The organism is Mycoplasmatota bacterium, from assembly GCA_018394295.1.
Lineage (GTDB): Bacteria > Bacillota_I > Bacilli_A > Haloplasmatales > Haloplasmataceae > JAENYC01.
Map to the genome: position 1 here is coordinate 417752 of CP074573.1, position 12752 is coordinate 430503.

Consider the following 12752-nt stretch of genomic DNA (forward strand, 5'->3'; position numbering starts at 1 on the left):
TTTAAATATGCGATTAATATTTTATACAGGAAAAGATGGTGTAGGGAAAACGAGTGTTGCTAGTATAGCATCAGTTCATTTATCATCACTTAAGTTAAAAACATTACTCATTAGTACGGATACTAATCACAGTTTATCACAGGTATTTGGTTTTCCAATTTATAATAAACCTACTCAGGTAAAAGAAAATCTATGGGCATTAGAAATAGATAATAAAAATAAAGATTGGGATATTATTCATAATTGGTTAAGAAGACTTATGAAATGGGAAAAATTAAAGGGTATCGCTACAGATGAAATCCCAATTATTCCGGGAATTAATCAAATACTCTATTTATTAGAAATAAAAAAATATCTATCATCTAATTTATATGATGTAATAATTGTTGATTGTGAGCTTATGGGAGAAGTGTTACGTTTACTAAGTTACCCTGAATTACTAGAGTGGTGGATAAAGAAGTTATTTCGAAACGAACGCTATTTATTAAAAATGGTTAGACCACTATCTAAAATTGTATCGTTTGGTTTTGAGGTACCGAATGAACAGGTAATGCATAGTAGTGAATATCTTATGAAGGAATTTATAGATTTACAAGAAATCATTTTAAATCAATCAATGACTTCATTTAGAATCGTATTAACACCAGATAAAATGGGTATATATGATGCAAGACGTGCTTTTACTTATTTAAATATGTTAGGTTTTAATATAGATAGTATTATAATCAATAAAATACTTCCTAAAGAATTGGAAACAGGATTTTTTTCAAAGTGGTATAAAAGCCAAGAACAAAATATTATAGAAATACAATCTAGTTTTAATCCACTTCCAATTTATCAAATTAAATTGATGGATTGTGAAATACAAGGAATTAAGCAACTAAATCAAATTTTAAATGAAGTATTTAATGATACTGACCTTTCACATGTTCTTTATAAAGATGATATACAAAAGATATATAAAGAAAATGGGAAATATATTTTAGCGATTAATATTCCAGGTTTTGATAATGATGCCTTTCAAATAAGCAAAAACGATGAAGTGTTAACGATAGAAGTAGGGTCATTTGAGCGTCTTGTATATTTACCAAGAATATTAAGAGGACGTTTAATTGAACAATCATTTTATAAAAATCAACAACTATATATACAGTTTAGAAATTTATAAAAATGAATAAGAAATATTGTGTTGTTTAAGATTGTATTTTGTGGTTAAATGTAATACAATTAATATAAATTAAAAAAACTGTTTTGGCGTCATAAAGACTTAATAGGGAAGCAGGTTAAAATCCTGAGCTGTCCCAGCAACTGTAAACGAGTACGAAAAGATAACAACCACTGTAGATGATACGGGAAGGTATCTTAGTAGGATAATCCGTGAGCCAGAAGACCTACCAAATAGTTTGATTTAGTTTCTCCTGGGGATGGGAATATTGAATGATACTAGGTTAGGTATCATGAGTTTAATCGTATTTTCTATCCTCCAGAAATTATATTTTGGAGGTTTTTTTTATGTTTCAATCTGTAAGAAAAAGATCAGGAACCATTCAACCCTTTGATCAATCAAAAATTACATTGGCGATTATGAAAGCCATAGATGCAACGCATCTAAATTTAAATAAAGAGGAAGTAGAAGAATATAGTCAAATTGCTACGCAAATTGTTTTAATTAAACTTAAGAAATCAAATTCTTCTGATATCCTTGAACTAGAAACGATTCAAAACTGTGTTGAAGATGCACTAATGGATTTAGGTCTTAAAGATGTTGTTAGAAACTATATTCGTTATCGCTATCAACATGAAAACATGCGTAAAAATAAAAGTACCTATGTTAATGTCACAAAAATAGTCGGTGAATATATCTCTAAAGAAGATTGGAAAGTATATGAAAATTCAAATATGGATTATTCTTTACAAGGTTTAAATAACCATATCGTCTCAGAAGTCACAAAGGATTTTTGGTTAAATCATATTTTAACAGAACAACAAAGAAAAGCACACTTAAATGGTGATATACATATTCATGATTTAGGGTTATTATCGACCTATTGTTGTGGATGGGATTTAGAACAGTTGTTATTACATGGTTTTACCGGGGTTAAAAATAAAGTTCAAAGTAGTCCTCCAAAGCATTTTAGAACAGTATTAGGTCAATTAGTTAATTTCTTTTACACCTTACAAGGAGAGGCTGCTGGTGCTCAAGCAGTATCATCTTTTGATACCTATTTAGCTCCTTTTATTCGCTTTGATAAACTATCTTATCAGCAAGTTAAACAAGCGATGCAAGAATTTATTTTTAATTTAAATGTTCCTACAAGGGTAGGGTTTCAAACACCTTTTGTAAATCTAACCATGGATTTATCACCTTCATCTATCTTAAAAGATAAGCCAGTTATTATAGGAGGAAAATATTTAGAAAATACCACCTATGGTGAGTTTAGACATGAGATGGACCTCATTAATAAGGCTTTTTGTGAAGTGATGACAGAAGGCGATGCTTCTGGTAGAATATTTACTTTCCCAATTCCAACCTATAATATTGACAATAATATCGATTGGAATGATGAAGTCGTTGATTTAATTATGGAAATGACGAGTAAATATGGGATCCCTTATTTTTCTAATTTCATTAATTCTGATATGTCACCAGAAGATGCTAGAAGTATGTGTTGTCGTTTAAGACTTGATAATCGTGTCTTAAGAAAAAGAGGTGGGGGATTATTTGGTGCTAATCCTTTAACTGGAAGTATTGGTGTTGTTACGATAAATCTACCTCGTATAGGTTATCTAGCAGATGATGAAGAAACATTTTACCGTCATCTAGATCAAATGATGGACATTGCTAAATCCGTATTAGAAATAAAGCGAAAAGTGATAGAAAAAAATACTTGTGATGGGTTGTATCCATATTCTAAGTATTATTTACAAGATGTGTATAATCACTTTGGTGAATATTGGAAAAATCATTTTAATACAATAGGTATAAATGGAATGAATGAATGTATTAGAAATTTTTATGCTGATTTAGAAGATATTACAACTAAAAAAGGACAGGCTTTTGCTAATAAAGTATTAGATTATATGCGAGATAAAATGGTAGCTTATCAAGAAACGGGAGACATTTATAACCTTGAAGCAACGCCTGCTGAAGGGACAGGGTATCGTTTAGCGAAACTTGATAAAGAAAAATATCCAATGATTATTACTGCTTCTGATAAAACGCCATATTACACTAATAGTACACATTTACCAGTAGGCTATAGTGATGACTTATTTGAAGTACTTGATTTGCAAGATTCACTTCAAAGTAAGTATACTGGTGGAACTGTTTTACATGCCTTTTTAGGAGAACGAATTGATGACCCAAATCAAGTGAAAAAGGTTCTTCAATTAGTTTTTAATAAATACAAACTACCTTATTTATCAATAACGCCAACCTTCTCTATCTGCCAAGAACATGGTTATCTAAAAGGAGAACACTTTAATTGTCCACACTGTCATAAACCAGCTGAAGTTTGGACTAGGGTAGTCGGATTTTATCGACCAGTTCAAAATTTTAATAAAGGTAAAAAAGAAGAATATAAAGATCGTTTTGAGTATAGGTTGAATTAACGATGATTGGTGGAATTGTTAAATTTAGTCTCATTGATTATCCAGATAAAATTAGTTGTGTCTTGTTTTTATCTGGTTGTAACTTTAGATGCCCCTATTGTCATAACCGTCCACTTGTTTTAAATCAAACTGATGGTGTTAGTTATGAAGAATTAAAACAATTTTTAGAAAGTAGAAAACAACAATTAGAAGGAGTTGTCATTACAGGTGGAGAACCAACCATCAATCCTAATTTTATGAAAGTTATCACTTTAGCCAAATCATTAGGATATAGTATCAAATTAGATACCAATGGTACAAGGCCAGATGTACTTAAGGAATTAATAGATAAAGCATTAGTTGATTATATTGCGATGGATATTAAAACAACAACAAATTATTATCAACAGTTAACAAAATATAACAAGTCTCTTAATGGTATTTTAGAATCTATAGACCTTTTACTTCATTCAACTATTGATTATGAATTTAGAACAACGGTTGTTAATAATTATCATCATTCATTAGATTTTAATGAAATTGGTTGCATGATAAAGGGTGCTAAGAAATACGTTTTACAAAACTATCGTTATTCAAAAAACCAAATTAAAGAAGAACAGTTATTGCCATTTACTAAGCAGAAACTAGAAAAAGCTAAAACAATTATGAATAACTATGTAAGTGATATCATAATAAAATGACAAGACATAAATATTTGGGCAATATCATCCATCAAGTGGTAAATTTTTCATTTTTTAAAAATAATAAAAAGTAGCGTTTTCATCTTGAAATTAGATGAATAATAATATAGAATAGAGTAAATATTCGTATATACTCGATAATATGGTTCGAAAGTCTCTACCCTAAAACCGTAAATTTTAGGACTACGAAATATTTAAAATGACATGTTTGTTTTTAATATGACATTTTAAATATTTCAAAAAGAGCATTCGTACTTTATGCTCTTTTTTTATATTGAATTTTAACAAATTTATCTGATTTAGGAGGAAAAATGGATTATAATAAAATCATTGTTTTGGATTATGGAAGTCAATACAACCAGCTCATTGCACGAAGGATTAGGGAGTTTGGTGTTTACAGTGAATTATTTCCACATACTATAAAAGCTGATGAAATAAAATCGATGAAGAATGTAAAAGGAATCATATTAAGTGGTGGTCCTAATAGTGTTTATGAAAAAGATTCATTTGGGATTGATGAAGCAATCTATCAATGTGGAATTCCCATTTTAGGCATTTGTTATGGGATGCAGTTAACGACTCATAAATTTGGGGCAACAATCAAACGTTCAGTTCATCGTGAGTATGGAAAAAAATCAATAAACGTTGTTAATGAAGATTCTAAGTTATTTCATCATTTACCGAAAACACAAACAGTTTGGATGTCACATGGTGACCAAGTGGAATCATTACCAGATGGTTTTAAAATTGAAGCTTCAAGCGACACTTGTCCTTACGCAGCGATTAGTTGTGAAGAAAAACAAGTTTATGCCGTTCAGTTTCACCCTGAAGTTCGTAATACAGAGTATGGAAATCAAATATTAAGAAATTTTGTTTTTAATATTTGTGAAGCTGAAGCCAATTGGAGTATAGAGAATTTTATTGATAGACAAATCAAAGAAATAAGAAACCGTGTTGGTGATAAGAAAGTTTTATGTGGTTTAAGTGGTGGTGTTGATTCTTCTGTTGTTGCCATGTTATTACATAAAGCGATTGGAGATCAACTAGTATGTTTATTTGTTGATCATGGGTTATTACGTAAAGGTGAATCAGATCAAGTAATGGATACCTTTAGTGAAGGATTTCATATGAATGTCATCCGAGTTGATGCTAGTGAGCGTTTCTTATCTAAACTAGAAAATGTTTCTGACCCAGAGAAAAAACGGAAAATTATTGGTAACGAATTTATTTATGTCTTCGATGAAGAATCTAAAAAATTAGGAGAATTTGATTTTCTAGCCCAAGGAACACTATATACTGATATTATCGAATCTGGAACGAAAACAGCTCAGACAATTAAATCACATCATAATGTTGGTGGCTTACCAGAAGACATGAAGTTTCAATTAATAGAGCCTTTAAATACATTGTTTAAAGATGAGGTTCGTGTTCTAGGAGAGAAATTAGGACTCGCAAAAGAAATTGTATGGAGACAACCCTTCCCAGGACCTGGACTAGCCATTCGTATTATTGGTGAAATTACCGAAGAAAAATTAACCATTGTTAGAGAATCAGATGAAATATTACGTTATGAAATTAAAAAAGCGAATTTAGATAAAGATATTTGGCAGTATTTTACCGTGTTATCAAATATGAAAACAGTTGGCGTTATGGGAGATGTACGCTCTTATGACTATGCCCTAGGTATTCGAGCGATTACATCAATTGATGGAATGACTGGAGAATGGGCAAGAATTCCATGGGAAGTACTTGATCTTATATCTAGAAGAATTGTTAATGAAGTAAATGGTGTCAATCGAATAGTTTATGATATCACATCAAAACCACCAGCAACGATTGAGTGGGAATAAGAAAAGAAATGAGGTTAAAGAATGAATAATTTAAATGGAAAACTAATGATTGAAGGTTATACTTTTGATGATTTATTATTAATACCTCAAAAGTCTTCAGTTGTTCCTTCTGAAGTTAGTCTGGTTACCCAGTTAACTAATACAATAAAGTTAAATATACCGATTGTTAGTGCTGCGATGGATACTGTTACAGAGGCTGAAATGGCTATTTCACTAGCTAGACAAGGTGGAATAGGATTCATTCATAAAAACATGTCCATTGAGGACCAAGCACAACAAGTAAAAAAAGTTAAATTAAGTGAAAATGGAATGATTACATCACCAGTAACGTTAAAAAGAAATCAAACGTTAAAGGATGCAGATTACTTATTAGGGTACTATCGTATATCCGGTTTACCAGTCGTTGAAGATGATGGAACATTGGTTGGTATCCTAACTAATAGAGATTTAAAATATCGTGATGACCTTAGCTTGTCAGTTGAATCTACAATGACAAAACAGGGACTTATTACTGCACCAGTTGGTACTTCTTTAGAAGAAGCGAAAGACATTTTACTTGAAAATAGAATTGAAAAACTTCCTATTGTTGATGAACAATTTAAGTTAAGAGGATTAATCACGATTAAAGATATTGATAAAGCGAAAGTATTTCCTAATGCAGCTAAAGATTCACAAGGGAGATTACTTTGTGGGGCTGCTGTTGGTGTTGCTCCTAATACATTAGAAAGAGTAGCCGCTTTAGTAGAATCAGATATAGATATTATTACAGTTGATTCAGCACATGGTCATTCTGAAGGCGTTATTCAAACTGTAAAAGCGATTAAAGAGAAGTTTCCTCAACTACAGGTGATTGGTGGAAATATCGTCACTAAAGAAGCAGCTTCTGATTTAATTGATGCTGGTGCTGATTGTGTAAAGGTTGGTGTTGGACCGGGTTCTATTTGTACAACACGTATAGTAGCCGGTGTAGGTGTACCACAAATAACTGCAGTTAACGAAGTATATCAAGTGTGTAAAGAGCGTGGTGTGACACTTATCGCCGATGGAGGCATTAAATATAGCGGGGATATTTGTAAAGCAATTGCTGCAGGTTGTGATGTCGTTATGATTGGAAATTTATTAGCGGGAACAGAAGAATCACCAGGTGAAGAAATCATCTATAATGGTCGTCGCTACAAAGTATATCAAGGAATGGGATCTTTATCAGCGATGAAACGTGGTTCTAGTGATCGTTATTTCCAAGGTAATATGAAACAAGCTAAAAAATTAGTTCCAGAAGGAATCGAAGGACGAGTTCCTTTTAAGGGTAAATTAGAAGATCTGATTTATCAATTATGTGGAGGTCTTCGTTCAGGGATGGGATACTGTGGTACAGGAACCATTCAAGATTTAAAAGAAAATGGTAAATTTGTTAAAATCACAGGCGCAGGTTTAACAGAATCACATACTCATGATGTAGATATTACCGTTGAATCTCCTAATTATACGAAATAAGTATATTAACAGATTTCTATGAAATCAGTTTCTGATTTTTAGAAATCTGTTTTTTTATTTTTCTTTTTTTCTTATTATGTTATGATGTAAAAGATAAATAAATAAGATTATACAGGTAAATAATAAGTAACAGAAAAATATGAAATGGAGAGATTATACATGCAACAAAAATGGTGGCATAAATCAGTAGTTTATCAAATATATCCTAGAAGTTTTAATGATACAACAGGTAATGGTGTCGGTGATATAAAAGGAATTATTGAAAAGTTAGATTATTTAAAGAATTTAGGGATTGATGTGATATGGTTAAGTCCTGTTTATCAGTCACCTATGGAAGACAATGGATATGATATTTCTGATTATCAAGCGATTGATCCCTTATTTGGTACATTAGAGGATATGGATTTATTAATAGCTGAAGGAAAAATGAGAGATATTAAAATTGTTATGGATTTAGTTGTTAACCATACATCAGATAAGCATAAATGGTTTGAAGAATCAAGAAAAAGCAAAGATAATCCATATAGAGATTATTATATATGGCGTGATCAACCAAATGATTTAAGAAGTGTATTTGGTGGGTCTGCTTGGACTTATGATGAAAATACAAATCAATATTATTTTCATAATTTCGCAAAAGGACAACCAGATTTAAACTGGGAAAATCCTACGGTTCAAAAAGAGATACATCAGATGATAAATTGGTGGTTAGAACGAGGGATTGGTGGCTTTAGAATGGATGTTATCGATTTGATTGGTAAAGAAATCGATAAAAAAATTATTGGTAATGGACCAAGATTACATCCATTATTAAAAAGTATGAATCAAGAAACATTTGGAAATTATGATGTTTTAATGGTAGGTGAAACATGGGGAGCTAATCCAGAAATCGCTGAGATGTTTAGTGACCCTGAAAGAGAAGAATTAAGTATGATTTTTCAATTTGAACATATGACAATTGATTGGGGACATTTAGGGAAATGGACACCAAAAGAATTAGATTTCAACTTATTGAAACAAATTTTATCCAAATGGCAAACAGATTTAGTTAAAGGATGGAATTCACTTTTTTGGAATAATCATGATCTTCCAAGAATTGTTTCTCGTTGGGGAGATGATAAAAATTTTCGAGTAGAAAGTGCTAAGATGTTAGCTATCATACTACATATGATGAAGGGAACCCCATATATATATCAAGGTGAAGAAATTGGAATGGTGAATGTTAAATATGATCAGTTAAGTGATTATAATGATGTTGAAATACATGGGACTTATAAAGATATTGTAGAAGAACAACATAAACTTTCATATGATGAATTTATGCAAGGAGTTTATGCAATGGGGCGTGATAATGCCCGTACGCCAATCCAGTGGTCTGATGAATCTCAAGCTGGATTTACAATAGGGACTCCTTGGTTAAAAGTTAATCCAAATTATAAAGAAATAAATGTAGAAAATACATTAAAGGATAAAAACTCTATCTTCTACACTTATAATAAGTTAATTGATTTACGTAAAAATAGTGAATATAGCCAGACAATTATTCACGGTCAGTATGAGCTTCTATTAGAAAATGATCAAAATATATTTGCCTATAGACGATTTGATGAAAATCATGAATTATTAGTTGTCGCAAACTTTACAGGTAATGAAGTTTCAATCCAACTTAATAATAGAGCACAAGAAATAATCCTATCTAACTACGAAGATTCAAATATAAATCCACATAGCTTAAGACCTTATGAAACATGTGTCTATAAAATTAAATAGGATATCCTTATGATTCCTTTACTTAGATAAAGGAATCATTTTTTATTTAACCTGAACAAAATCGTATGATATTGCTAGCATAGTTTAATCATATGGTAATATTAAACTATCAATTATATGAGTGTCCAAGCTAAGTTTGGTAATTTCATTATTAGTGAAGTTTTGTTAAAAACTAATTTTTGTAGTCATTGCAAATACAAGTTGTTTTGCTTTCTTAAAAATCTCTAATCGATGTTTGATAAAGTTCTATGATAGCGTTATTATAGCACTATATAAAGCAATAAAGTATTTCGATTTTTTACATATTTTGCCATTTATCTTGCAATATGAGTTTTTTATAGTATAATTTGAATTATATAAGCGTTTTTATTTGAAAGGAGAAATTTATGTCAAAAAGAATTTTAATTGTTGGAGGCGTTGCTGGTGGGGCTTCAGTTGCTGCGAGAGTCAGAAGACTTGATGAACATGCTGAAGTGACAATGTTTGAAAGAGGACCTCATGTATCTTTTTCTAACTGTGCACTACCTTTTTTTCTAAGTAGAACAGTTAAACAAAGTGATAACTTAGTTTTGATGAGTCCTGCTCAATTTGAAAAGCAATACAATATTAACGCTAAAGTTAATAGTGAAGTTGTCAAAATTTCACCTGAAGAACATAAAGTTGTTGTCAAAGACTTAATATCGGGTGAAACTTATGAAGAGGAATATGATAAGTTATTCCTATCACCAGGTGCAAATCCTATTTTACCTAATTCAATTAAAGGAATTAATTCAAAACATGTATTCCCTGTAAGAAATGTTGTGGATATTGTGCACATCGATAACTATATTAAAGAAAATAACGTTAAAGATGTAGCAGTAATTGGTGGAGGTTTCATAGGCCTTGAAATCATGGAAAACTTAAAAATGTCAGGGATAAATGTAACACTTATTGAAGCTGTTGATCAAGTTATGAGACCGCTTGATAAAGATATGGTTCAAATTATTCAAAAAGAAATCATTGATAACGGTGTTGAATTAATTGTAAATGATCCATTATGTAATATAGAAGAAGACAAAGTCATTCTTCAAAGTGGTAAAGAAGTCGAAGCTCAAATGGTTGTTGTCGCTATTGGAGTTAAACCTGAAATTAGTTTAGCTGTAGAAGCTGGAGTAGAATTAGGTGAAACTGGCGCAATCAAAGTGGATGCGAACTACCAAACAAATGTTAAAGACATCTATGCTGTTGGTGATGCAATTGAAGTATATTCTTCATTACTTCATAAACCTACAAGATTAACTCTTGCAGGCCCTGCACAAAGACAAGCTAGAGGAGCTGCTGATCATATGTATGGTCGTACAGTTCAAAACAAAGGTGTTATTGGTTCAAGTTGTGTAAAAGTATTTGAATTAAATGCAGCTAATACTGGTTTAAATGAGCGTGATTGTATTAAAAACAACATTAAATATGATTTTGTATATTTAATTCCTGGTGATAGAGTTGGTATTCTTCCTACTGCTAATCCTATGCATTTAAAACTCATATTTGAAGTACCTACAGGAAAAATCTTAGGATGTCAAGCAATTGGCAAAGGAAATATCGTTAAAAGAGTTGACGTTATTGCAACTATGATTACCATGGGCGGAACATTAGAAGACTTAAAAGAATTAGAGTTGTGTTATTCTCCAATGTTCTCAACTGCTAAAGATCCACTTAACCATGCAGCTTTAGTTGCTTTAAATATATTAAATGGTGAATTCAAACAAGTTAAAGTATCTAAAATTAGAAAAATTGTTGAGAATGGTGGATTTATTATCGACGTTAGAGAACCTCATGAATGGGAAAAAGGTCACATTAAAAATGCAGTGAATATTCCAATGAGTATGTTTAGACAAAGATTAGATGAAATTCCAACAGATCGCCCTGTTTATGTACATTGTAGATCAGCTCAAAGATCGTATAATGTAGCAAGAGCATTGGGGCAATTAGGATTTGATAATATCTATAACATCTCTGGATCATTCATGGGAATATGTTATAATCAATATTTTGAAGATGTTTCATTAGAAAGGGATAAAATTGTAACAGAATACAATTTTAAATAAAATTTTTAAGGAGGAAATATGAGAGGATTAAGTAAAAAGCAATTGATTGAGGTATTTGTTGGATTTGCGTTAATTGCGTTAGTGTTAGTTTTAGGTTATTTAGATGTTTTTGCATCTACAACCGTACTTGTTAAATGTTTAATCGGTATGGGATTAGGTTATGCATTAACAAGAGGTGACTTCGGTTTTGCAGGTTTATCAAACAGAGCTTGTAGAAAAGGATCAACAAAATTAATAAGAGCTTTAATGTTAATGTTCGTAATCTCGTCAATAATTGTTGGTTCATTTATAGTAAGTGGAGCAAGCCCAAGCTTGTGGGTTAATCCAATTACTTGGGGATTATTATGTGGTGGTATCTTATTTGGTATCGGTATGGCTTTCTCAAGCTGCTGTGCAACTGGTGTTTTACAAGACTTTCCGATTGGTCTTAGCCGTGCATTTATCACATTAATTTTCTTTGGAATCGGTGTGTTCTTAGGATTCCCATTAATGAAATCTGATTTTGCACAAAACTCTTTATTCACCTCTGGGGATACTTATAAAGGTGTATGGTTCGTTGATTGGTTCACTTGGGATGGAGCTAATGGTGTAATAGGTGCTATTCTTTTAACAGTTTTATTAGCTGCTATAGTTGGTTCTTTAGCAAAATGGTATGAAAAGAAAATTTCTAAAAAATTCCCTAATGAAGAAATCCAAGTAGAAGAAAAAGAATACACAACTTACCAAAGATTCTTAGTTAAAAAATGGTCAATGACTCAAACAGCTCTTGTAATCTCATTATTATTCGGTTTATTATATGTTGTTACAAGTAAAGGATGGGGAGCTTCAACAGTTTATGGTAACTGGTTCGGATCTATTTTAGTTAAATTTGGTGTCAGTGCTCAATCATTAGTTGATTTTACTGGTAGATCAGAAGCATCATTCACTACTCCTTTATTCTCACACGCTGGATATATGCAAAACATTGGTATTATTGTTGGTGCCTTTGTAGGGTTATTATTAGCGGGTAATTTCGGTAAGATGTTCAAAGCTGGTTTAAAAATTAAACCTATGGAAATTTTATTATTTGCTGTTGGTGGTTTATTAATGGGATTTGGTACTAGATTATCTCTAGGATGTAACGTTGGTGCGTTATATACTCCAATCGCTAACTTCTCACTAGCTGGATGGTTATATTTCTTCTTCTTATTTGGTGGAGGTTACTTAGGAAATATGATTAGAAAAGCATTCTACAAAAAAGTAGATTCAAGCAAACTTTAATA

The 12752-nt window shown here is 31.3% G+C and carries 8 protein-coding genes and 2 riboswitches; all 8 genes read left to right on the forward strand.

The window, feature by feature from the left end; translation table 11 throughout:
* Positions 1-7 precede the first annotated feature (7 nt).
* The 8 genes from KHQ81_01700 to KHQ81_01735 all read left to right on the forward strand — a co-directional run bounded on the left by KHQ81_01700 (position 8) and on the right by KHQ81_01735 (position 12750).
* Complete coding sequence (locus KHQ81_01700; protein QVK18455.1) at positions 8-1168, forward strand: ArsA family ATPase; 1161 nt, start codon at positions 8-10, stop codon at positions 1166-1168.
* Between the two features lie 67 nt (positions 1169-1235).
* Positions 1236-1414, forward strand: a riboswitch (cobalamin riboswitch).
* A gap of 98 nt (positions 1415-1512) precedes the next feature.
* Entirely contained in the window at positions 1513-3612 is a 2100-nt protein-coding gene (locus KHQ81_01705; protein ID QVK18456.1) for a ribonucleoside triphosphate reductase, read from the forward strand.
* 2 nt (positions 3613-3614) lie between these two features.
* Complete coding sequence (locus tag KHQ81_01710; protein QVK18457.1) at positions 3615-4292, forward strand: anaerobic ribonucleoside-triphosphate reductase activating protein; 678 nt, start codon at positions 3615-3617, stop codon at positions 4290-4292.
* Positions 4293-4396: 104 nt separating this feature from the next.
* Positions 4397-4498: riboswitch (purine riboswitch) on the forward strand.
* Positions 4499-4603: 105 nt separating this feature from the next.
* Positions 4604-6142 (forward strand): glutamine-hydrolyzing GMP synthase, encoded by a 1539-nt coding sequence (gene guaA / locus KHQ81_01715; protein ID QVK18458.1) that lies wholly within the window; start codon positions 4604-4606, stop codon positions 6140-6142.
* Between the two features lie 21 nt (positions 6143-6163).
* Positions 6164-7636 (forward strand): IMP dehydrogenase, encoded by a 1473-nt coding sequence (gene guaB, locus KHQ81_01720; GenBank protein ID QVK18459.1) that lies wholly within the window; start codon positions 6164-6166, stop codon positions 7634-7636.
* Between the two features lie 159 nt (positions 7637-7795).
* Complete coding sequence (locus KHQ81_01725) at positions 7796-9406, forward strand: alpha-glucosidase (GenBank protein ID QVK18460.1); 1611 nt, start codon at positions 7796-7798, stop codon at positions 9404-9406.
* Between the two features lie 386 nt (positions 9407-9792).
* The gene (locus KHQ81_01730; protein ID QVK18461.1) at positions 9793-11490 is read left to right on the forward strand and encodes an FAD-dependent oxidoreductase; all 1698 of its coding nucleotides are present in this window, start codon (positions 9793-9795) and stop codon (positions 11488-11490) included.
* A gap of 18 nt (positions 11491-11508) precedes the next feature.
* A complete protein-coding gene (locus tag KHQ81_01735; protein QVK18462.1) occupies positions 11509-12750 on the forward strand; it encodes a YeeE/YedE family protein in 1242 nt (413 codons plus the stop codon).
* Positions 12751-12752 lie beyond the last annotated feature (2 nt).

Bases quoted from the DNA above. Each gene is read 5' to 3' on its own strand.
- KHQ81_01725 (QVK18460.1), top strand. From the start codon at position 7,796: ATGCAACAAAAATGGTGGCATAAATCAGTAGTTTATCAAATATATCCT.
- guaB (QVK18459.1), top strand. From the start codon at position 6,164: ATGAATAATTTAAATGGAAAACTAATGATTGAAGGTTATACTTTTGAT.
- KHQ81_01730 (QVK18461.1), top strand. From the start codon at position 9,793: ATGTCAAAAAGAATTTTAATTGTTGGAGGCGTTGCTGGTGGGGCTTCA.
- KHQ81_01700 (QVK18455.1), top strand. From the start codon at position 8: ATGCGATTAATATTTTATACAGGAAAAGATGGTGTAGGGAAAACGAGT.
- KHQ81_01710 (QVK18457.1), top strand. From the start codon at position 3,615: ATGATTGGTGGAATTGTTAAATTTAGTCTCATTGATTATCCAGATAAA.
- KHQ81_01735 (QVK18462.1), top strand. From the start codon at position 11,509: ATGAGAGGATTAAGTAAAAAGCAATTGATTGAGGTATTTGTTGGATTT.
- guaA (QVK18458.1), top strand. From the start codon at position 4,604: ATGGATTATAATAAAATCATTGTTTTGGATTATGGAAGTCAATACAAC.
- KHQ81_01705 (QVK18456.1), top strand. From the start codon at position 1,513: ATGTTTCAATCTGTAAGAAAAAGATCAGGAACCATTCAACCCTTTGAT.